The organism is Chondrinema litorale, assembly GCF_026250525.1.
Lineage (GTDB): Bacteria > Bacteroidota > Bacteroidia > Cytophagales > Flammeovirgaceae > Chondrinema > Chondrinema litorale.
The window spans coordinates 2,207,280-2,230,338 of sequence record NZ_CP111043.1 but is presented as its reverse complement, the minus strand read 5'-3'; the positions used below and the strand labels follow the sequence as shown (position 1 = coordinate 2,230,338).

Genomic DNA, 23,059 nt, shown 5'->3' with positions numbered 1-23,059 from the left:
ATGGAAAATATACAAAGTAGATTTGATCTAAAAACCCTGAATAAAGTTGCTGAAATTTTAAAAACAATTGCGCATCCTGTAAGAATATCTATATTGGAAGCATTAGAAAAAGACCATCAGCTTTCAGTTACTGCACTTAAAGAACACACAAATATAGAGCAATCACTTTTGTCGCATCATTTAATAAAAATGAAAGACAAAGGAATTCTTAAATCTCATAGGGAAGGAAAAAATATTTACTATAAGCTTGCCGATAATCATATCTTGAGAATCTTCGAATGTATGGAGAACTGCTCTATTATTAAATAACAATAATCGTGATTACAATGCTTCTAAACGTACGACTATTTGTTAGTATACTAAATAATGTTTATACCTTTTACTGAAGCTACATGATTCAATCAGTTTTTGAAGCTATAAAACAACCATGGCCATGGTATGTTGCAGGGCCTATGATTGCTCTCGTATATTTTTCTCTTATAATAAGTGGTAGAAAATTGGGTATTTCTTCTAATTTAAAAACCATGTGTACCATTCTTGGTGCTGGAAAGAAATACCAATTTTTTAATATAGACTGGAAAGCATATAGCTGGAACTTACTATTTGTTTTAGGATTAATTATCGGTGGAGCTATTGCTCAATTATATCTAAAAAATGATTTGCCAATAGATTTAAACGAGAACACAATTCAAGATTTAAAAGAATTGGGTATTTCTAACTTCAATAATACAATTCCTGAAGACTTATTTAACTGGCAAAACCTTCTCACTTTCAGAGGTTTTATATTTTTTATAGTAGGAGGTTTCTTAATAGGTTTTGGTACTAGGTATGCAGATGGTTGTACTTCGGGGCATGCTATTACTGGACTGGCTAATTTGCAAATACCCTCAGTAATTGCTGTAATAGGTTTTTTTATAGGAGGTTTAATAGCCACTCATCTTCTGTTTCCATTAATATTTTAACTAACAAATTAAAAGATATATAATGAAAGCTCTCAAGTATATTCTACTAGGGATAATATTTGGTGTTATACTTACTAAGTCTGAAGTAATCTCTTGGTTTAGAATTCAAGAGATGTTTAGGTTTCAATCTTTTCACATGTATGGTGTAATTGGCTCTGCGGTTTTGCTAGGTGCAATTATCAATATTGTTATTAAAAAATTTGATATTAAATCATTAGATAAAAAGCCCATAAACTTTGTAGTTAAAGAAAAAACGGTAATTCGCTATATTGTTGGAGGCTCAATTTTTGGATTAGGTTGGGCATTAACAGGTGCTTGCCCAGGACCAATATTTATACTCATAGGAAATGGTTTTTCAATCTATATTGTGATTTTCTTGAGTGCTCTATTAGGTACTTTTGTTTATGGCATTTTGAGTAAAAAACTACCACATTAGTATAGTATTTATAAACAAATTGCCCAATTATCTGTAAACATATATAGAATGTGTAGGTATAATTCTTATACCCTTTAACCAATTTACACTGAACTATAAATTTGTAGACTATGTGGCAAGTAAAAAATAATTATCTCGTAAAAACTTTTGAATTCAGAGATTTTGTAGAGGCATTCTCTTTTATGACTAAAGTTGCCTTATTGGCAGAGAAACAAAACCATCACCCATACTGGACAAATGTGTATAATAAAGTTGAGATTTTTTTAAATACACACGATGCAGGAGACATTGTAACAGAAAAAGACCACAAACTGGCAGATAGTATCGATGCCTTGTTAGTCTAATTCTAAACTTGTTCATGAATAACAGTCTTAGCCGCATTTCTTGCAGGAATATAAGACGCAATTAATGTGAGTGAAACTACTACCAATCCGGTATAAAGAAAATCCATGGCTTTGATTTTTACCGGATAGGCATCTACAATAGAGCTTGGTACTCCTAGAGGAATTACCCCAAATTCTTGCTGTATAAAAACAATAATAAAACTGATAAGTAAACCAAAGGTTGCTCCAGTGAGAGCTATTATGCAGCCTTCGTAAAAGAATATTTTTCTAACAAAATTTTTACCTGCTCCCATTGAAAAAAATATGGCAATATCTTTTTGCTTTTCTATTGCAAGCATGGCTAGCGAGAAGAATACATTAAATGAGACTACAGCAAGAATGAAAATAAAGCCAAGAAATACGAATAAACGTTCAATTTTTACAGCGCGGAGTACACTGGCTTGTTGCTCATCTGCAGTAAGTACTTTAAAATCTTCTCCAACAAAGTTTTTTAATTGATTTTGAACAGCAAGTATATTATTCGGATTATCAACTTTAATCTCTAGTGCAGTTATTTTATTTCCGTAGTCCAATAAATCTTGAGTAAATTCAATAGGAACAATTACATACTTAGAGTCAAATGCCTGTTCAATAGCTAACACTCCGCCGGGTAAAATAGATTTTCTGTTAAGTGCTCCTTCTGGGTTTAAACCTACAGGTATGTGTTTTTTCGGATAGTTAAAAACTAATGCTTTAAATTGATCTTGTAAAGAAATAGATAATTGATGCATTACTCCTATTCCTATAAGAGCACGCATTACATTGTTTTCGGTTTCAATTTTATTCTCACCGCTTACCAACACTTTATCTAATGGGTATTGTTTATTATAATTACTGCTTACCCCTTTAATTACCACTCGCATTGATGAACCAGCATATTGTAAAAAGGCATCGTCTTCAATAACTTTAGTTACTGCTGTTATATGTTCTGTATTTTTTATTTTATCTATTAATATGCTATCAGCTTCAAAAGACTTACCTATAGTAGCCGATATTTTTAATTCAGGATTGTATGTGCTATATAAGCCTCTGGTTAAATCTTCGAGTCCATTAAATATAGATAAGATGATGATTAGTGCTCCGGCACCTACTCCTACTCCAATCATAGAAATGTTTGAAAGCATTTGTATCAGATTCTGACCAAATATTTTATTGATCACTTCCTGATATTTTTTTGTTCCTTTACCAGTAATAAATATGAATATACTGAATATAGAAATGGGGATTAAGCCAATAATTAACAGAAAAATAGTTTTAAAAATACTCATAAAGGTATTACCTCTCTGTTCTGTAAAGTATCTTCGTGCTATAAAAAATGGAGTGCTTTTATAAAGCATAAGTGTTTTATTTAGTCAATCTGAGATAATTTTGCATTTATAGCTTTAGTACCTAATTTCATAAATTAGGGATATTTCTAAATATAATCCGATAAAAACTTGAATCACAAGGTATTTAAAAAATATTGTTTTCTTATAACTTGGCTTCTTAGTGCAAGTTTAGGCTTAGCTCAAAATGTTAAACCTATACAAAATGCATTAGACAAAAAAGACTTTGAGAAAGCAGAAAGCAAAATACTTAAAAACCTTAAGAAAGATTCTTTAGATGCAGGTTCATATTATCTCTACTCCATATATTATGTGCACCCGAGAAATTTTGAAAATTATCATCTAGATTCTGCCTATAAATATGTATTGGCATCATTAAATGCTTATGAAAAAAGTGATGGCAAAACAAAGTATAACCTAGCAGAAGATGGTATTCGCTTAGAAGAAATTCAATTTCAAAAAAAATTTATAGATAGTACAGCCTATAATATTGCAGATAGTCTAGGATCTTTAGAAGCTTATCAATATTTCCTCGATCATTACCAGAGTGAACCTTATTCTGGCATTGCCGAATCTAAAAGAGACAGCATAGCTTTTGATGTTGCACAAACTAAAAATACTTATGAAGCATATTATGACTTTATAAGAAATTACCCTGAAGCAGATGAGTATAAAGAAGCGAAGAAAAGATATGATGATCTGCTATATAAAGTGAAGACAGAGAAAGATGATATTTTTAGCTTACAGAATTTTATAGAATCTTACCCAGAAAGTCCTTATTGGGATAATGCGCAGTTGAGATTATTCAACTTATACACACTAGATAATTCTATTGAAGTTTACGAAAAATTTATTGAAGAGTACTCCCAAAATATTTATGTAGAAAGAGCTTGGAGTTGGATTTGGTATTTACAATCAAATAAAGATGAGTTTCTAAAAATTTATCCACAGTTTCCTGATAAGTCTTTTGTAGAAAATGCGCTTAAAGCAGATACGCTAACCTACTATCCTTTTTATGATGATGCCAACGAATTGTATGGTTTTATGAGTAGGTTTGGTAATGAATTAATCCCAGCAGGTTTTGAAAGAGTACCAGAGCAATACCTTTGCGAAGGTGTTAATGATGACTTTATAGTTACTTATAAAAATAAAAAAGCAGGTGTAGTAAATATTCTAGGTCAGCAGATCACCGAGTTTGAGTTTCAAGAAATCTCCAATTTTGACAAAGGTGTTTTGCTTGTAAAGAAAAACAACAGAGTTGGTTTGTATCATAAATCAGGTTTTGAGATTATAAAACCAGAGTTTGTTGGTATGAAAAGTTTACCAAATCGCTTAGTAAAATATACAAATGGTGCTGGTTGGGGATTAATCTCATATTCTGGAAAAGTACTTACTCAACCTTTATATGATAATATTGAAGCAATAGGTGAGCAGTTCTTAGTTTTTGAAAAAGACGATAAATATAGTGTTACTTCTAAAAGCAAGCTTTTTAACAATGAAATAGATCTTAGTTTCGACTATACAGATTTTGAGTTGTTAGATGGATATTTTTTACTTCTCGAAAAAAATAATTCCTATGCACTTTTTGATTTAAGGGAAAGCAAATTGCTCTTTGAAAACGTAGATGATGTTTTTGAAACCAAAAATGGATGGGTAGTTGAAAAACAGAAGAAGTTTCAAGTATTTAATAAAGGTGGTATAGCGACTTCTCCGCTTTTGTTCGATGACATCATAATGAATCAACGCTCTTTTGGAGTGAAAATCGAAGATAAATGGGGTGTGAGTGACGATAGTGGAAATTTACTATTAGAGCCAGTTTACGATACATTGTATTTTGTAAGTAACAAAGGTATTTTGCTATACCAAGCAGATAAAAAGTTTGGGTATTTCTATAAAGATAATTTGGCCGACCTTTCTAAATATACATCACTTAATATTCAACTAGTAACAGTGACTGATACTAGTGGAGTAAAAAAAGAAAAAGCTTTTATTATCACTAAAAATAGATATAAGCAAGCAGGTTTGATTGACGATGAAGGTAAAGTCATAATAGCTAATAAGTATTCTGAAATTAATGTGATTTCGGAAGACTTATTTATTGTTGAAAAATATAGTAAAAAGGGTGTTGTAAATGCAAAAGGCAAACAAGTTGTAACATCTCGATATGAAGGAATAGTGATTAAAGATGATTATTTCGCATTACTAAATAATAAGAAGTTTGGTTTGTATGATCCAAGAACTGAAAATGCAATTGGTGCCAATTATGACATGATGCTGAATAAGTATGGTAATCAGGATGATGTTTTAATAGCAAAGAATGGAAAGTATGGCTTGATAAATTTAGAAAATGATATTTTAGTAGATTTTCAGTTTGAAGATTTAAGGTATTGGACAGACAGTGTAGCGTTGGTAAAACATCAAGGTAAATGGAAATTGTATCACATAAAAGATTTCTATTTCGTTCCTGAGGTTTTTGATACTTTCGAGTATGTAAAAAACAGTGATGAGATAATTATTATTACCTATAGAAGTAGTGGCTTTGGAGTGTTGAGTAGTAAGTATGGAAGAATTATTCCAGAAGAATACTCTGCTATTGTAAATATGGGTAGTGATGAAAGACCTTTTTACTTTGTGGAGCGTGATGTGGCTCAGGCGGGTTTATATATCGTACTTTATATTGACGAAAAAGGGAAAGTAAATAAAAAACAAGTATTAAAGGAACAGGACTATTTTAAAATAGCCTGTCCCGATGATTTATAATCTTATTTGAATTTAGACTGAAGCATTCTTAATTTTTCTTCCATAGAAACTTCCTTTTTTTGTTTCTGAGGTTTTTTCCCACTTTTCTTTTTAGGGTTTCTGTTTTCATTACCAGTATTTCCTACCTCTTCTTTCATAGAAAGTGCAATTCTTTTTCTCTGTACATCTACTTCAACTACTCTTACAGTAACTTTTTGATGAACCTTTACTACTTCATCTGGATGTTTTATATATCTATTTGCCATTTGGCTTAAGTGAACCAAACCATCTTGATGAACTCCAATATCTACAAAAGCTCCGAAATTAGTGATATTTGTAACTATACCTGGTAAAGTCATTCCTGTTCTTAAATCATCAATTTCATTTACTCCTTCAGCAAACTGAAAAGCTTCAAACTGTTCTCTAGGGTCTCTTCCCGGTTTCGAAAGTTCACTCAAAATATCTTTCAGCGTTGGTAGACCAATTGTTTCAGTTACATACTTTTCTGTTTTTATGAGTTGTAAAAGCTCTTTTTTAGTCATGAGGTCTTTTACAGAACACTTTTGGTCTTTTGCCATTTTTTCTACCACCTCGTAGCTTTCAGGGTGAACAGCACTTTCGTCTAAAGGATTATCAGCATTTTTTATTCTTAAAAATCCTGCTGCTTGTTCAAACGCTTTATCTCCTAACCTTGGAACATTTTTAAGTTCAGTTCTGCTTTTAAATGCTCCGTTTTCTTCTCTGTATTTTACTATGTTTTTAGCAATAGATTCACCTAAACCAGAAACATAAGTCAATAGCTCTTTACTTGCAGTATTTAGTTCTACACCTACTTGGTTTACGCAACTTAATACCACATCATCCAAACTTTTCTTAAGAGAGTTTTGATCTACATCGTGTTGATACTGACCTACTCCAATAGATTTAGCATCAATTTTAACTAGCTCTGCAAGTGGGTCCATTAATCTTCTACCAATAGAAACAGAACCTCTTACTGTTACATCTTCTTCAGGGAATTCATCTCTGGCAGCAGCAGAAGCTGAATAAACAGATGCTCCACTTTCGTTTACCATCACGATAAGAACTCCTTTTAGACCAAGGTCGCGAACAAACTTTTCAGTTTCTCTACTAGCAGTACCATTTCCGATAGCAATTGCTTCGACATTATGCTTTTTACAAAGCTCTTTTACTGTTAGGCCTGCTTCCATTATCCTTTTCTGAGGTTCATTTGGGAAAATGGTACTTTTATCAAGAAGTTTTCCTTGTGCACTCAGACATACAACCTTACAACCAGTTCTAAAACCAGGGTCGACTGCCAACGTTGCTTTTTCTCCCATTGGTGCAGCCATTAGTAATTGGCGTAGGTTATTAGCAAATACATCTATAGCATCTTGATCTGCATGTGTTTTTGTATTGAGCCTTGTTTCTGTTTCCATCGAAGGCTTCATCAATCTTTTGTAAGCATCTTTTACCGCTTTCCCAACTTCAGCAGCAGCTTCATTTTTGGATGTAACAAATTGCTCATCAAGAATATCTATAGCTAAATCTTCTGGCGGAGTAATATCTACAGAAAGAATCATCTCTTTCTCGCCTCTTCTAATTGCAAGTAATCTGTGAGATGGAATAGATTTCACTGGTTCGGTCCAGTCGAAATAATCACGATATTTTTGTCCTTCTTCTTCTTTATTTTTAATTACTTTGGATGTAATTACTCCTTCGTTTTCAAACAACTTCCTAACTTTTTGTCTGGCTGTTTGGTCTTCGTTCACCCACTCAGCAATTATATCTCTGGCACCACTCAATGCATCATCTTCAGATCCAACTTCTTTTTCTACTGAAATATATTTTTTAGCTTCAGCTAAGATATTTCCATCTGTTTGTTTAAAAAGTAATTCGGCTAAAGGTTCAAGACCTTTTTCTTTCGCAATTGTTGCCCTAGTTCTTCTTTTTGGTTTATATGGAAGATAAATATCTTCTAAAGCAGTCATTGTTTCTACTTCTTCTATCTTCTTTTTTAACTCATCAGTGAGTTTACCTTGTTCTTCAATACTTTTTAAAATGCTCTCTTTTCTTTTATCCAGTTCTCGTAACTGAGTAACTCTATCTCTAATATTAGTAATAAATACTTCATCGAGACTTCCGGTTCTTTCTTTTCTATATCTTGATATAAAAGGAACAGTAGCTCCTTCGTCTAACAAGCTTACTGTAGCAGCTACTTGTTTATAAGTTATTTTTAACTCTTCTGCGATTTTTAAAAAGTGATCCATTTTAAACAGATAGGTTGATTTGGTAATACTTAACCGTAATAAAAAATGAAAGGCAGCAAATTTATACTGCCTTTTTTAATTTTATTTTTGGGTGTATGAGATTTTTAATTAATTGAGAATTTCAAATCCACAATAACTTTGTAGAACTTTTGGAATAACAATTCCATCTTCGGTTTGATTATTCTCAAGAATTGCAGCTAAAATTCTAGGCAATGCTAATGCACTTCCATTTAGAGTATGAGCTAGTTGTATTTTTTTATCAGTATTTCTGTATCTTAACTTTAAGCGATTTGCTTGAAAAGTTTCAAAATTACTTACAGAACTTACTTCTAACCATCTTTTTTGAGCTGCTGAGTAAACTTCAAAATCATAGCAAAGTGCAGCATTAAAACTAATATCACCACCACAAAGATTTAATATTCTATAGGGTAATTCTAGTTTTTTTATAATGCTCTCAATATGATTTTTCATTTGAGCATGTGCTTCATATGAAACTGAAGGTTCAGTTACTTGTACAATCTCAACTTTATCAAATTGATGTAAACGATTTAAACCTCTAACATCAGCACCCCAAGAACCGGCTTCTCTTCTAAAACAAGGAGTAAATCCAGCCATCTTTATTGGCAGTTGTTGTTGATTTAGAATTTCTCCTCTAAAGATATTAGTCAATGGTACCTCTGCTGTTGGAATAAGGTAATAATCATGGTTTTCCAACTTGTACATTTGACCTTCTTTATCTGGTAATTGACCTGTACCTAAAGCTGATGCCTCATTTACGACTACAGGAGGTTGAATTTCAGTATACCCTGCTTCAGAAGCTTCATTTAAAAAGAAGTTTACTAAAGCTCTTTGAAGTCTGGCACCTTTTCCTTTGTAAAAAGGAAAGCCTGCACCAGTAATTTTATTACCTAACTCAAAGTCAATAATATCATATTTGGTGATTAACTCCCAGTGAGGTAATGCGCTATCTGATAAAGTCGGCATATTTTCACTTTGATACATAACCACATTATCATCTGCATTACTGCCTTCTGGAACATCCTTATGAGGCAAGTTTGGAATTTGATATAACAGCGAAGTCAATTCATTTTCCTTCTGACTCAGAATCTCAGTAAGTTCCTTAGCTTTTTGCTTATACGATGAGCTTTCTTGCTTTATGGACTCAGCTTCTTCCCTTTTTCCCGACTTCATTAGCTGACCAATTTGCTTCGATAAACTATTAGCTTTTGCCAGTAGCTCATCTTGCTGAGTCTGTGTTTGTCTTCTCTCTTTGTCAGTTTCCAAAGTTTTTTCAACCATTTCTTCGGCTTGAGAAAACTTCTTTTTCTTTAATCCTTCAATTACTAATGTTGGATTATCCCTGATGAATTGAATTTCTAGCATGTAATATTAAATTTTATGCAAAGTTATGTCAAATATCAAAAATAACAGTATTGCTTTTAAAACTTATGCCTGGATTATACCAGAATTATTAACTGTAAAGTTACTGTAATTCTTACATTGAGGAAATCTTATCAATATTTTATAAAAATCAATTTTAAGATATCTAGCATTATATAGAAGTGTAAACATTAATTAATGAGCAAATAACAATGTTTAACATAGTCTTACCTATTAATATCTGCAATACTACTATTAATTAATTCGTATAAGTTTTTTAATAAACTAGCGTTTTTCTGGAAGTTTTCAACATTCTACAAATAACAATATTCTTTATTGCATATAAAGATAATCTCCGAGATAAACTTACCTGAACAAAATATTACCAAATAATTCAACAATTATAGATGGAATAAGAATTGAAATCCGAAATGCTATATAAAATATCCTATATAATTCACATTTCGGCTATATCAAATGTATTTAGGAGCTAACAAATGAATTTACAACAAATGAAAAAGCTATTGCGAATTTTAATATTTTTCATTTCTGCTTTTAGTAATACTTTATTATTTGCTCAAGAGGATGTGATGCAAATATTTGCAAGAGCAGAACATCTTAGGAAAAGTAATAATTTTATTGCTGCTATTGATGAATACGACAGAGCGATTGCATTAGAACCGGAAAACCCGAGGTTTCCCTTTTCTAAAGGGATGTGTTACCTCACATTAAAAGAATATGATAATGCAATTTTAGCTTATGAAGAAACTGCGAAGCTTAAACAAGACTTTGTACCTGCTTATACAATGATGGCAAAATGCTATCAAAATCTTGATAGACACATTAAGGTTGAAGAAACTTTAGATAAAGCTTTTCAATACGAAACTGATTTAAAGAAAAGAATAGCTTACAAAGAAGCTGTAATTAAAATCCTTTTCGAAGCTGAAAACTATGATCGAGCACTTAGACATGTAAATGATGTTAAAATGCTTGATGCTGAAAATCCTTCTATTTTATATTATGAAGCAGTAATTCAAAATAGCAAGGGAAATTATGAAGCTGCAAAGCAAGCAATGCTTACAGCTACTTCTAAAGTTACTTCAAAAGAGCCTAAAGTTGTTGCAAGGTTTTATTATGAGTTAGGTTATGCTTATAATAAATTAGGTGATTACGAAAAATCTAGAGAGGCTTTTAAGTATGCTAACTTTGGTCCTTATGCAGCTAAAATTGCTAAGTTAAGTCCTCAATATTATATGTCTGCTGCAATTGCACACATGCAAATTAAAGATTATGACAAATCTAAAGAGTTATTAAAAATTGCTTTACAAATGCAGAATGATTATTCAGAAGCTTATGTAATGCTAGGAAAAATAGCTAAGATTGAATCAGATCAGACTAAAGCAATCGAAAAATATAATAAGGCTATAAGCATTGAAGAAGATGAAAAAAGCCTTCTCAAGATAAAATTTGATCTTGCCGAATTATATCTGGATAATGGTAAATATGATGATGCAATTAAAATTATTGATGAATATTTAGCTTTAGATACTAAAAATTATAATGCTTTATTCATCAAGGCTGTGGCGCATATGAAATTAAAGTCTTTTAATGAGGCAATTAATGATTTTCAAAAACTGACTGACTTTCAAGGTCTTGATGTTGAACATAAAACAAAGTTTGAATTTGCATTGGCAATTCTTTACAAAGAGATAAAAAATTATGATCTTGCAAAACAATCATTGAAGAGAGCAGCTTATGGTAATTTTAAGTCTGTTTCTATGATGGCAATGGAAGAAATTACCGAAGAAGAAAAAAGTAAAGAAGAGCAATAATTTTTTATGCAAGATAGTATATACAGGCTTCCTGCAGAATGGGAAGAACAAGATGCGGTTCAAATATCATGGCCACATTCAAAAGAAATTTGGGAAGATGATCATGAAGAGGTTGTAAATTTATTTGTGAGTATTTCTAAAGTAATGATAAGCTATACAAAGCTTATCATTATTTGTTTAGAGCAATCTGAAGTTGAAAAATATTTTAATAAGGATGAAAAACTCAATATTTATTTTTTTGAAATACCATCTAATGATATTTGGAATAGAGATCATGGTTTATTAACTGTTTATGAAAATGACAAGCCAATTCTTTTAAATTTTATATTTAATGGATGGGGGCAAAAATTTGCATCAAACTTTGACAATCAGATTAACCCTGAGCTTATTAATAAGGGGCTTTTTAAAAAGGAAATTGATTATAGAAATATTCCTTTTGTATTCGAAGGAGGTTCAATTGATTCTGATGGAAAGGGTTATGCATTAACAACCTCTTCTTGTATTTTTTCAAAAAATAGGAATGAGTTTGTTCCAAAAGAAGAACTTATAAATAATATCAAGCAATCTTTAGGCTTAGAAAAGCTTACTGTTTTAAATCATGGTTTTTTAGCTGGAGATGATACAGATTCTCATGTTGATATGCTAGCCAGATTTGTAAAAAAAGATACAATTTTTTATGCAGCTTGTAGTGATCAAAATGACGAGCATTTTACAGAACTACAACTTTTAAAGCAAGAGCTAGAAACATTGAGAGATGCAGAAGGAAAAGCTTATAACTTGATTCCTCTTGAAATAGGGAAGGTTTTTAATGACGATGGCAAAAGACTTCCAGCTAGTTATGTTAATTTTTTAATAATAAACAATGCCGTTTTAGTACCCCAATATAATGTGCCTCAAGATGCTGAAGCGATAGAAAAATTCAAAACGATATATACAGAAAGAGATGTAGTTGGAGTAGATTGCTCTTTACTTATTAAGCAAGGTGGTTCTCTGCATTGTGCCACTATGAATTTTTATAAAGGCACACTTTAATCATTTCTTAGAAAATCCAGCAGAAGCTCATTTGAATATTCTTGGTTAGAGACATCTAAGTTTTTAGTAGCGTTTTGTTTTCTATATTCATATCTGCTTCTACTTGTTTCATTGATTAATTGATAATTAGTTAAGTTATTTCCATTGGTATTTTTAGGAGTATATAGCTTAATTTTTCTTGGAGCGATTAAAGAGATAATGTCTTGAATATTACCAAAACCTGCAAGATTTGGAGTGTAGGTGGTATAATTCCAATTAGCCCATTCGGTTGTTGATGGTAAAATTGAAATTAAAGCATTATTTACAGCAACTTTTTGAATTCTATTGTCTAAGGCTGCAGCTGCTAAAATTTCAATTTTACTATTCAAAGTAGTATCAAGGTTTACGAGATTAATATTTGAAATATCAATTACATCGGATTTTGTCTGTAAAAAATCTACAGCTCTAATAAAATCATAAGCTTTTTGACCAAGCATCGACTCTCCTAAGACGATACTATTCGAAAAAGTTAGATATTCGTAGTCAATCTTATTACTGCTTGTGTTATGTGAGGTATTTTCTCCTTTTCTGGGTGAGAAAGAAAAAACAGCGAACCCAGCTTTAATTAAAGAATCTTTTAAAGAAATTTCAGGATTATTGATAATCACTACTGAATGCTTAGCTTCATTATCTAAATATGAAAGTTCAGCATTTAGATAAATACTATAATCTGTTTGAATAAGAAATTTTTCATTTGTTCTATTTCCAGTTTTATCTGTACTTATAGAATGGTAGCCTATTTCTAGAGATCGGTTATTTAAATTATCTAAATCAAGTATTTCTAATAACTTGTATCTTCTTTCTGGAAGAGAAATGTATGCATTATGCTTTCTCGATGAATTTATTAATTCTTTATTTGCTAAACTTAGTGTTGTTGCAGAAGAATAGCTTGGTATACCTACATTCAACAAACTATCAGAATTAATCTGTATTTGTGGTTCAGATGAGTTATTATCAACATTAAATACTTTATTGAAAAAAGCATATACTGCTTCTCTATGTACAATGGTATCTTTATGCCCGATATCTACAACATTCAGTTCAGGGTACTTTGATTCATTATAGAATTGATAAATTTCTTTCGCTTTATCAACAGTAGTTTTTGTTGCATTTATAGGAAAAAAATCTTGTTGCCCTGAGCCAATAAAAACAGGATTTGGAGCCATTAAACCCAAAACATGAAATTGCTCCATGTATTTTCTAATAGTTGGAAGGTAGTTATCAATGGTGTGAATTTTGTTGCTATCAATCATTCCTTCAAAAGATGAAACATACATTACAGGTGCAACAGCCTTCACTCTTTTGTCAACAGCAGCGAGATAAAAAGATTGAAATCCTCCACCAGATCTACCAGTTACTCCTACCCTATCTTTATCTACCAGATTTTTTTGTGATAGCAAAAAGTCCAATGCTCTAGATGCATCCCAAATTTGCCAGCCTCCATCAGAATGGCCAGTTAGAAAAAATTGAGGTGTATGTTGACTTGTGTATTTTCTTTCACCAGCTCCTGTTTCATCAATACTCATCACTACATATCCTTTTTTAACAAGGCTAATCATACTTAGCTGATAGTTTTCAGTTGCCTTGCCATTACCACTATGGCCATTTAGATAGAGAATTGCAGGTCTAGGGAATTCAATATTTTTAGGCACATAAAGATTGGCAGAAACCCAAAAACTGGGTTGGCTTTGATATAGTACATGCCTGATAGTATAATCTTCAAACTCAATATTTTGTCCTTTATAAAGACTTTGAATCGCATTTCTGTTTTCCCACTCATTTTTTGAAAAACCTAATGAGTTTACCAGTTTCTCATAATAATAGGGTTTTTGACTTTCCCATTCGGCTAAGTTTTCTGGGAAAGGTTTAGCTTTTGGAGGGTACTGATTAGCAAGAGTTTGTTGGTATTTATTTACCATGTCAATTGTATCAACCTTGCCAGCATCTAACCACTTAGTGCGAAAGCTACTCGTATCTGTAACTCCTGGCCAATTGTCTGTTTTAAATGGGAGTGCATTTAATCCATTTGAAGTTTTTAGGTTGGCATCTTTTAAGAAACTATTAAAAGAGTATCTTACTGCAATAGGTTGCTTTACATTATCACTATATACTTCTATAAGTGAATCGTTCCTCACAAAAGCTCTTGCAGAATAAAACTTCTGATCTCTACCAGCAATACTAAAACCTTTGCCATAGCCATATTTATTATCAAAAAATAAAGACTTATCTCCAGAGAAATGTAATATCATTTTTTCTCCTTCAATACTAAAAGAGTTTGGTTTTGGCGATTTTGAAATACTAGTATTATTTTCAGATAAAGAATTACAAACAGTTAAAATTGCTGATATAGAATTTTCAGAGCTATCTACTAATTTGTTGATAACTGAAACTAAAGGTTTTGTGAATAAGTGATTTTGTATTTCTAAAAATTCTGATTTATAAATATTTTCAGTACTATCATTTGAAGAAGATGAAATATTAGTATTGAGTATAATAAAAGGAAGTTTACGGTTATTCCATCTGGCTCTAAATGAGTTTACCAAATCCTGTTGCAGCTTTTGAGTATAAAATGCATATTGAATATCAGATTGGTTTTGATGCCAAAATATTCCATTTAAGGTATATGGAGCTATAGGATTTACCATGGTATTATATACCACAGAAGGATAAGTCTTAACAAAATTGTCTACTTTTCTCTCCGATAAAAACCTTTCAATTCCGAGGAACTGTTTTTCCATAATCGAAAGTGTATCCTGATATTCTTTATATTGCCTTAACGTATCAGGGTTAATCCATGCAGCTAATGAAGCATCTTTGTATTGGCTATAAATAATAGCAACAGGAACATTATTTTGTTGATACAAACTATCTGCAAAAGCATGAAAAAGTTGAAATTCAGTTTGATCAATACTTTGTAGACTATGCCATTTACCCGTACTCTTTATATTTTCTGAAGGCGTTAATGCTATTTGGGGAGTGATATTGAAAAAATGTACAGGTTTATCTTGTGTTGCTTCTTTGGTAGAAATTTCCTCCTTATTAAAATTCTCAAAAGGTTCGCCGGTTACAAGCCAAACATCACCAATCATTACCTCATTAATTGTAATAAGATTTTTGCCCAGAATATTCATAATGTATGGACCTCCAGGAGAAAGTGGCGGAATTTTTACTTCCCATTCTCCATTTCTATCTGCGCGGGTAATAGCACTTCTACCTCTCAAAGTAACTGCTACCTTTTCTCTTGGTGCGGCTGTACCCCAAATAGTAATTTCTTTACCTTGTTGTAAAACCATACCATCACTAAAAATTTCAGATACCCAAACATCAGCATAGCTATTACTTATAAAAGTTAAAAAAAAGAGAAATACCGCTAGTAGGAGACGATACATTTATGTAAAAAAATTAAAGGTTTATTAAATTTATTAGGCTAATTAAATAATTATTTTTTGAATGTATGAAGAATATCATTTTATAAATAAATGAATTCAGTACCTTGAATAAAACATTTTTTTTGAATTAAAAAATTTAAAGTTTTTATGAGAATGAACAAATCGAGAAGAACGTTTATACAAAACTCAGCTATTTTAACTGGAGCGGGAATTACAGCTGCTGTACCTTTAGATGTGTTGGCTGCAAGCCGTAGAAAAGTGGCTCCGAGTGATCAGGTTAGAATTGGAGTAATTGGATGTAATGGAATGGGTTGGGCAAATATGAATGCACATTTTAAAATGAGTGAAATAGAATGTGCAGCTATTTGTGATGTAGACCAAAGTGTATTGGATATGCGAGCTGCTGATGCAGAGAAAGTAAGTGGCAAAAAACCGAAGCAATATAAAGATTATAGAAAGTTGCTAGAAGATAAAGATATTGATGCGGTAATTATCGGTACACCAGATCATTGGCATTGCTTAACAATGATTGCTGCTTGCGAAGCCGGAAAAGATGTATATGTGGAAAAACCGCTGGCAAATTCTATAACAGAGTGTAATCTGATGAAAAAAGCAGCTCAAAGGTATGATAGAGTGGTACAAGTTGGACAGTGGCAAAGAAGTGGCCAACATTATGCTTCAGCGATTGATTATGTCCGTTCTGGCAAATTGGGAAATATAAGATTGGTAAAAGTTTGGGCTTATCAAGGTTGGATGAATCCAGTGCCAGTAAAGCCAGATTCTAAACCACCAGAAGGTGTGGATTATGATATGTGGCTTGGGCCAGCTCCAAAGCGCCCGTTTAACGAAAATCGCTTCCATTTTAACTTCCGTTGGTTTTGGGATTATGCCGGTGGATTAATGACAGACTGGGGAGTTCATGAAATAGATATCGCTTTATATGCGATGAACGCTACAGCACCAAAATCAGTGATGGCATCTGGCGGAAAACTAGCTTATCCAGACGATGCTTCAGAAACTCCAGATACATTGCAAGCTGTTTTTGAGTATGATAACTTTAATATGCTTTGGGAGCATGCTACCGGAATTGATGGTGGGAATTATGGTAGAACCGAAGGTATTGCATTTATAGGCAACAATGGAACACTAGTAGTAAATCGCCAAGGTTGGGAGATTATTCCAGAAACTTCTACCGAGAATGGAATGAAAAAATATAAAATAGAGGCACTTCCTTATCAAGGAAGAATTGGAACTCCGCTAGACGAGCATGCACGCAACTTTGTAGATGTGATAAAATCTAGAAACAAATCTGATTTAAAATGTGGAATTGAAAGTGGTAGCGTGGCTGCAATTAATGCACATATGGGAAATATCGCTTACAAAACTGGTAGAAAAATTTATTGGGATAGTGTAAAAGGAATGTTTAAAGATAATGTAGAAGCTAATAAATTTATAACTCCGGAATACCATAACAAATGGAATTTGCCTAATATCTAATCTGGAAAATTAGAAATGAAAGCAAAGTTTTTAATAATATAATACTTTGCTTTCATTGAGTTTTGAATAACTAATTAGTGTAAGATTTCGTTAGCAACTGAGAGTTATTTTTCTCGATTTATATTTTTTGGGTGCTTCAATTCTCTGGAAATCTTGAAATCACAATTACTTCTTATCGCCATTTTTCTATTTATACCTTCATTTTTATTAGCTCAATCTGAAAAGCTAATAGAGTTAGAAAGTAGCATCGATTCGTTAAAAGATGAAGATAAGTACGGTGTAATAATCGAGGTGGCAGAGGAATATATTAATTACCAACCCGAAAAGTCGCTCTACTACCTTAATTCATTAATAGAAGAAATAGGTAAGCCTTCTAAAAAAGATTATAAAAAAGGAGTATTACTTTCTGATGCTTACTATTCTTTAGGACAAACTTATTTGACTCTGTCTGAAGGAAAAGAGGCTGAATATGCTTTTTTACAAAGTTTCAATCTGGCTAAAAAGTATGATTATACTTATGGTAAAGACAGATCTGAAAAAATGCTAAATGATTTAGGTATTAGCACAGGAACTTGGTGGGATAGACAAAAGAACAACATTAACAACCTTCAGATAAATGAGAAGTTTAAAAGTGCAACTGAGGAGTTACAGGAGTCTGCAAAAAATATTGGAGAAAATATTAAAGAAACTCGAATAGATAAATTAGACGAACAAGCACAAGAAGAACATAGCAATAAGAATTATTATTCGGCGATTAAGTCTTATCAAAAAGCCCTTGTATTATCTAAAGAATTAAATAATAAACAGAATGTTTTTGACCATTACTTATTGCTTGCCGATTTATATAAAGAAGTAGGTAATACTAACTTTGCAGTTCAACACTACGATTCAGCAATTTTTTTAGTGAAAAGCTGGCCAACAAAAAGTGGAGATAATTTATTAGTAGATAGTTTAAATCAAATTAAAAATCAGCTTAAAAATAAATTACATCCCAATGCCTCAATTGCTATTGCACCCGAAAAGATAAATGCAAAGCCACTTACAATAGATACAACTAATGCGCTTGAAAACGAGATTTTAATCTCGGTAAACAAACTAGAAGAAAGTAAAAAGAAAATAGCTTCTTTAGATGAAGATTTTAAGAAAAGCGTAGAGAAAGGCGATTATGAAAAAGCACTTCAGTATAAAGAGTTATATTTTGCTTCTCAACTAAAATTAGCCAGAGATTCTATTGAAATAGACAATCTTCAAAATCAAAAAAGAATTCAGGAGTATGAGATAAATGAACAAAAAAACCTGATTGAACAAGAAAGAAAAACAAAAATCTATCTTGGTTCAATTGCAGCACTAGTTGGTTTTTTAGCAATAGCCATGTATTATCTATTTATTACAAAGAAAAAATCTCATAAAAATTTACAGAGCACCTATAAAGAACTAGAAGACACACATAAAGAATTAAAATCTGCTCAAACAAAATTAGTAGAATCAGAAAAAATGGCTTCACTTGGCCAGCTTACAGCGGGCATTGCACACGAAATTAATAACCCAATCAACTTTGTAACCTCGAACATTAATCCTATAAAGAAAGACATTGAAGACCTAAGAGAATTCTACAAAGCATTCAATAAATATCAATCACAGTCAGCAGATAAAATTCCTGCGGAATTAATGCTGTTAAAAGAAGAATTAGAAATTGATTTTTTATTTACAGAAATAGATGAACTCTTAAATGGTGTAGAAGAAGGTGCTGTAAGAACTAAAAAAATTGTTGAAAGCTTTAGAAGTTTTGCCAGACTAGATGAAGAAGGATTTAAACAAGTGGATATTGAAAGTTCGGTAAATTCTACTTTGAGTTTATTAAAAAATAAAATTGAGGATAAGATAAATATAGAAACTGAACTTAGCGAGTTACCTAAAATTGAATGTCAACCTGGCAAGTTAAATCAGTTACTTTTCCATATACTTAACAATTCAGTACAAGCAATAGAGGCTTGTAAACTATTAGGTAATAAAGGTTTGATAAATGTTTCTGGATGGATACAAGACGAAGAAACTTTGTTTTTGAGCATAAGAGATAATGGTATAGGTATAGAAGAGTGTATTAAATCTAAGGTTTTTGATCCTTTCTTTACTACAAAGAATGTGGGAGAAGGTAAAGGGCTTGGGCTATCTATTGCTTATGGAATTATGCAAGAACATTGTGGCGATATTTCATTTGAAAGTGTAGTTGGTGACAGCTCATTTACTGAGTTTCAAATCTCTATTCCAGTAAAACATACGCATACTAAATCGGAATATGTACCACAGGGTATTGATAGCATTGTATAAGGTAAGTAGGCTGTATTAATTTCTCTCAAGCTTAAGCAATGTTACTTTCTTTTTTTAATAAAATGTGCTGGTTTTGGTCTTCAACAGTTTCTTTTATATGTAAAAATGTTTGATTCATTTGAAAGACCATTATACCATAAAATAATGCCTTATCCAGAAATTTGTGATTATTTACCAATGCCCAAATAATCAGCTTCCAAAAGTATTTACGGTTTTGATCTTTAATGCCCAATAAATAAAATATTCTCATTACCATCTTAATATCATTAATGCCATATTTAGAAGCTATTTTAATAGATGTTTTTGGAAATTTATAAGTATTAAAAAATTGAATTAATCGCTCGTATGATTTTTCAGGAAGGTAAATTTGGGTAATTAATTCAATAAATCCATCGTACAATATCTTCTCATCCATCATAGGTACAATGTTAGTTTCACCTTCAGTAAAGGCAAACTCTTTACTCAACCTCCCTTCTCTCTTTATTCTATCAAATAGTTCAGTACCAGGAGGAGCTTTCATGATATTCACTATAGGTAAAGGAATACCACTTTGTTGTATAAATTCTTTTTGTTGTTCAAAAATTGAAGGCGTATCAGTATCGAATCCAACTATAAAACCTCCAGAAATTATAAAGCCTGCTTGGTGCAACTTAAGAATATTTTCTAATTGGTTTCTTCTTAAGTTTTGATTTTTTCTTGATTCTTTAAGTCCATTTTCATCAGGTGTTTCTATTCCAATAAATATATGACGAAAACCGGCATCAATCATCAATTTCATTAGTTCATCATCATCTGCCAGGTTAATAGTTAATTGAGTAGCAAAAAAGAACCCTGGTTTTTTCTTTTTTCTCCAATTGATTAATGCAGGTAAGAGGTCGCTTTTTAGTATTCTCTTATTACCAATCAAATTATCATCGGCAAATAAGACAAGCCTAACATCACTTTGTTGATCGAGGTATTCCAATTCGCGAATAATTTGGACACTATTTTTAACACGAGGGCGTCTGCCAAAAAGAGCGGTTACATCACAAAAATCGCACATATAAGGGCAACCTCTTGAGAATTGGATGATTGAATAAATGTATTCATCCATATCTGCTAACTCATATGCTGGTAATGGAGATTGTGTTACATCTGCAAATTCTTTTGTTTCGTAAACTGATTTTGGTTTACCTTTTAATAGGTCTTCTAGAAATAAAGGAAGTGTAATTTCGGCTTCGTTAAGTACAAAATGATCAATACTTGGAAAACGATTGTACTCATGGGTAAATAAAGGTCCTCCAGCAATTATCTTTACTTTTGCTTCATTACATTTTTGTATAATTTCTCTTACAGATTCTTCTTGAACATTCATGGCAGAAAGAAATACAAAATCTGCCCACTTTAAATCTTCTTGCTCTAGGTCTGAAAGATTTAAATCTACCAATTTTTTTTGCCATTCTTGCGGTAATAATGAAGCTACAGTTAATAAGCCCAAAGGAGGATAAGCAGCTTTTTTACCTATCACCTTAATAAAATGCTTCATAGCATAGAAGGTGTCAGGCATTTGAGGGTATATTAAAAGTATATTCATTAGAAAGTTAGCTTTTAGTAAAATTATTATAAAAAAGTGGGTGGATATTAAACTACATCTACACTTTTTTCTACTTCCTAAAATAGTTATAACTCTCAACGGCACCTCACTCCTTCCCTTTATTTTTAAAGAAATAATCTTAAACAACTTCTGTAAGCGACACAATTATTCCCAAGTCAACAAGGGAATTGACAAGACTTTGTAAGATTCTGAAAGTTTGAAGAAATTTTCTTATTCTCTAAAATCTAATACTTATGATTTAATGGATATAAAAGAAGGTATAGGACTTAGTTATCTATAATGAAAATAAACAGAATGTGGTGATAGATTTATTGATGGTGAGATTGAGGATAACTCCTATACCGAAATTAACGTGACTCGTAATTCCTGATTTACAGATATATACATACAAAAAGGCCTCGCCAAAAGCGGGGCATTTTTGTATGTTTATTTTTTTTAACAGTAAGTCATTAAACCTAAGCTTAATAACGTGTCAAATATACACATAATAATATTTCCAAAGTATTTAAATTCTATTAATGGCAAAAAATTTAGTTTGAATAATAAAATTTGAGTGATATACTGTTAAAAGTTGATGTTTTAATGTTTGTAATGAAGTTTGATTGTAAAGTTTATAGCGATAGAGTTTTTCAACCATAAAAAGCAGTTTTAAAACACTTTTATAATTGAGAAATAAATTTTAGTGAGGCATTTTTATAATTGCCTTTATAGTATTCCCTTTTTCAGAGTCTTCTACTGCTTTATTAAAATCTTCGAAGTCGTAATACTTCACTAGTTTATCTATAGGAAAAAGACCCGCTTTATACAGTTTAATTAGCTTAGGAATATAAACATCAGGGTTGCTATCTCCTTCATTCACAAATGATATACTCTTACCAACTTGTATAACTGGTGCATCAAGTTCTAGCTTATCTGCTGCAACAATTACAATAGCCATGTGCCCCATGATTTTAACAGCACCCATTGCATCACTAATTACATTATTTCTACCAGTTGTATCTAGGCCATAATCTAGGCCTTTAGGGGCGATTTCAGATAGTACATAATCAGTGATTTTTTTGTCTTTACTGTTAATTGTATGGGTAGCTCCTAATTCTTTAGCCAATTCAAGGCGGTTGTCGTGAATATCAGCTGCAACAATTGTAGTACATCCAGCTAACTTGGCAGCCATTATAGCACTCAATCCTACTGCCCCTACTCCAACAATCACGATACTATCACCTGGTCTGGCTTTTAAAAATTTTAGCACAGTTCCACTACCAGTTTGGAAGCCACAACCTAAAGGTCCTAATAACTCTAAAGGAACATCCTTATCTACTTTAACAACATTGTTTTCTTTCACTAAAGAATAGTTAGCGAATGAAGACTGACCAAAAAATCCTGAACCCATTTCTTTACCCTCGTGGTTGTGGTAAGGGCAAGAACCATCGTGCTTATGTCCGCCAAAGTTTAATTCCATAAAGTTAAGGCAATAAGCAGGGTGCCCAGAAACACAGTTTTCGCATTGGCCATAACTAGCTGGTGCCATTATTACATGGTCGCCTGCTTTTACTTTATTTACAGCGTTTCCTACCTGTTCTACTATTCCTGAACCTTCATGGCCGAAGACAGCGGGTTTTGGAAAGGGAAAGAATTCATCTCTCATAATTAAATCTGTGTGGCAGATACCTGTAGCCACAACTTTTACCAATATGTCATTGGGACCTAATTTTTGATCGAGTTGAATCTCTTCAATGTCAAATTTTGCTTGCGGTTTATTAATTACGGCTGCTTTTACATTCATGGTTGGTTTGATGTTTTTATACATATACATATGTTGTTTATGCAACTAATTTTGTATATTAAAGTTCAAGAAA

General features: G+C 32.0%; 15 protein-coding genes. 9 read left to right on the top strand and 6 right to left on the bottom strand.

Going from position 1 to position 23,059, the window contains the following annotated elements; translation table 11 throughout:
• The 4 genes from OQ292_RS09240 to OQ292_RS09225 all read left to right on the top strand — a co-directional run bounded on the left by OQ292_RS09240 (position 1) and on the right by OQ292_RS09225 (position 1,742).
• Positions 1 to 309 carry an ArsR/SmtB family transcription factor gene (locus tag OQ292_RS09240; RefSeq protein WP_284685775.1) on the top strand — a complete coding sequence of 103 codons (309 nt, stop codon included), beginning with the start codon at positions 1 to 3 and terminating at the stop codon, positions 307 to 309.
• An 83-nt stretch (positions 310 to 392) separates the two neighbouring features.
• Positions 393 to 962 (top strand): YeeE/YedE family protein, encoded by a 570-nt coding sequence (locus tag OQ292_RS09235; RefSeq protein WP_284685774.1) that lies wholly within the window; start codon positions 393 to 395, stop codon positions 960 to 962.
• Positions 963 to 984: 22 nt separating this feature from the next.
• Complete coding sequence (locus OQ292_RS09230; protein WP_284685773.1) at positions 985 to 1,398, top strand: DUF6691 family protein; 414 nt, start codon at positions 985 to 987, stop codon at positions 1,396 to 1,398.
• Positions 1,399 to 1,508: 110 nt separating this feature from the next.
• The gene (locus OQ292_RS09225; protein WP_284685772.1) at positions 1,509 to 1,742 is read left to right on the top strand and encodes a 4a-hydroxytetrahydrobiopterin dehydratase; all 234 of its coding nucleotides are present in this window, start codon (positions 1,509 to 1,511) and stop codon (positions 1,740 to 1,742) included.
• A gap of 2 nt (positions 1,743 to 1,744) precedes the next feature.
• On the opposite strand, the gene OQ292_RS09220 is transcribed toward OQ292_RS09225, so the two are convergent.
• The gene (locus tag OQ292_RS09220; RefSeq protein ID WP_284685771.1) at positions 1,745 to 3,118 is read right to left on the bottom strand and encodes an ABC transporter permease; all 1,374 of its coding nucleotides are present in this window, start codon (positions 3,116 to 3,118) and stop codon (positions 1,745 to 1,747) included.
• Positions 3,119 to 3,217: 99 nt separating this feature from the next.
• Between OQ292_RS09220 and OQ292_RS09215 the strand changes: the two genes are divergently transcribed.
• A complete protein-coding gene (locus tag OQ292_RS09215; protein ID WP_284685770.1) occupies positions 3,218 to 5,866 on the top strand; it encodes a WG repeat-containing protein in 2,649 nt (882 codons plus the stop codon).
• A gap of 2 nt (positions 5,867 to 5,868) precedes the next feature.
• On the opposite strand, the gene OQ292_RS09210 is transcribed toward OQ292_RS09215, so the two are convergent.
• Together OQ292_RS09210 and serS are read right to left on the bottom strand one after the other, a co-directional pair.
• Positions 5,869 to 8,112, bottom strand: coding sequence for a Tex family protein (locus OQ292_RS09210; protein WP_284685769.1), 2,244 nt, complete (start codon positions 8,110 to 8,112; stop codon positions 5,869 to 5,871).
• Between the two features lie 108 nt (positions 8,113 to 8,220).
• Complete coding sequence (serS, locus tag OQ292_RS09205) at positions 8,221 to 9,495, bottom strand: serine--tRNA ligase (protein ID WP_284685768.1); 1,275 nt, start codon at positions 9,493 to 9,495, stop codon at positions 8,221 to 8,223.
• A 509-nt stretch (positions 9,496 to 10,004) separates the two neighbouring features.
• On the opposite strand from serS, the gene OQ292_RS09200 reads away from it, so the two are divergent.
• Both OQ292_RS09200 and OQ292_RS09195 read left to right on the top strand, forming a co-directional pair.
• Positions 10,005 to 11,324, top strand: a complete 1,320-nt coding sequence (locus OQ292_RS09200; RefSeq protein WP_284685767.1) for a tetratricopeptide repeat protein — start codon at positions 10,005 to 10,007, stop codon at positions 11,322 to 11,324.
• A gap of 6 nt (positions 11,325 to 11,330) precedes the next feature.
• Positions 11,331 to 12,356, top strand: a complete 1,026-nt coding sequence (locus tag OQ292_RS09195; protein WP_284685766.1) for an agmatine deiminase family protein — start codon at positions 11,331 to 11,333, stop codon at positions 12,354 to 12,356.
• Here OQ292_RS09195 and OQ292_RS09190 read toward each other — a convergent pair.
• Entirely contained in the window at positions 12,353 to 15,784 is a 3,432-nt protein-coding gene (locus OQ292_RS09190; RefSeq protein ID WP_284685765.1) for an alpha/beta hydrolase family protein, read from the bottom strand. The genes OQ292_RS09195 and OQ292_RS09190 overlap by 4 nt on opposite strands.
• A 153-nt stretch (positions 15,785 to 15,937) precedes the next feature.
• On the opposite strand from OQ292_RS09190, the gene OQ292_RS09185 reads away from it, so the two are divergent.
• Both OQ292_RS09185 and OQ292_RS09180 read left to right on the top strand, forming a co-directional pair.
• Positions 15,938 to 17,281 (top strand): Gfo/Idh/MocA family protein, encoded by a 1,344-nt coding sequence (locus OQ292_RS09185; RefSeq protein WP_284685994.1) that lies wholly within the window; start codon positions 15,938 to 15,940, stop codon positions 17,279 to 17,281.
• Between the two features lie 153 nt (positions 17,282 to 17,434).
• Complete coding sequence (locus OQ292_RS09180; protein ID WP_284685764.1) at positions 17,435 to 19,609, top strand: ATP-binding protein; 2,175 nt, start codon at positions 17,435 to 17,437, stop codon at positions 19,607 to 19,609.
• A 31-nt stretch (positions 19,610 to 19,640) separates the two neighbouring features.
• On the opposite strand, the gene OQ292_RS09175 is transcribed toward OQ292_RS09180, so the two are convergent.
• Together OQ292_RS09175 and OQ292_RS09170 are read right to left on the bottom strand one after the other, a co-directional pair.
• Positions 19,641 to 21,182, bottom strand: a complete 1,542-nt coding sequence (locus tag OQ292_RS09175; protein ID WP_284685763.1) for a B12-binding domain-containing radical SAM protein — start codon at positions 21,180 to 21,182, stop codon at positions 19,641 to 19,643.
• A gap of 700 nt (positions 21,183 to 21,882) precedes the next feature.
• Positions 21,883 to 23,010, bottom strand: coding sequence for an NAD(P)-dependent alcohol dehydrogenase (locus OQ292_RS09170; protein ID WP_284685762.1), 1,128 nt, complete (start codon positions 23,008 to 23,010; stop codon positions 21,883 to 21,885).
• Positions 23,011 to 23,059 lie beyond the last annotated feature (49 nt).